A 752-nucleotide genomic window follows, 5' to 3' on the forward strand; every position below is an offset into this window, starting at 1 on the left:
GGCGCCATGGCCTCCACGCTGCCAAAAGGCACGCTGAAAGCGATCTAAGTTTCCAACTTCTACTCAATCGACGGGGCGCGCAAGGCGCCCCGCGTTCATAACGGGCGGCGTGATGCTGAACAAATATCCTCTGTGGAAATACATTCTGATCCTGGCGGTGCTGGCGGTCGGTCTGATTTATTCCGCTCCCAATCTATACCCCGATGACCCGGCCATTCAGATCAGCGGCGCCAGCACGGCACTGCAGGTCAATCAGGCCGATCTGGATCGCGTCAGCACCGCGCTGCGTGAGTCCGGGATCAACGTCAAGGCAGCCTCGCTGGCCGCCAACGGCAAGGGCGGTCTGATCCGTCTGACCAAGGCTGAAGACCAGCTGCCGGCCAAGGACGTTGTGCGCAAGGCATTGGGTGATGACTACGTCGTCGCACTGAACCTGGCACAGACCACCCCACAATGGCTGCGCAATTTGGGCGCGCACCCGATGAAGCTGGGTCTGGACTTGTCCGGTGGTGTGCACTTCCTGCTGGAAGTGGACATGGACAAAGCCCTCGACGCCCGCCTGAAAGTCTACGAAGGCGACGTCAAGAGCCTGCTGCGCAAAGAGAAGCTGCGCTATCGCAGCCTGCCGCAACTCAATGGCGCCATTCAGCTGGGCTTCAGCGATGCTGACTCCCGTGAACAGGCCCGTGCGCTGATCCGCAAGAACTTCAACGATTTCGACATTGTTCCGGCCGACCTCAACGGTGAACCGG

The 752-nt window shown here is 60.2% G+C and carries 1 pseudogene; it reads left to right on the forward strand.

The features are described 5' to 3' along the window. Positions 1-112: 112 nt before the first annotated feature. A pseudogene (secD, locus tag ACIP8I_RS26515) lies at positions 113-752 on the forward strand (protein translocase subunit SecD); the annotation flags it as partial.

The organism is Pseudomonas sp. NPDC088414, from assembly GCF_044753325.1.
GTDB lineage: Bacteria > Pseudomonadota > Gammaproteobacteria > Pseudomonadales > Pseudomonadaceae > Aquipseudomonas.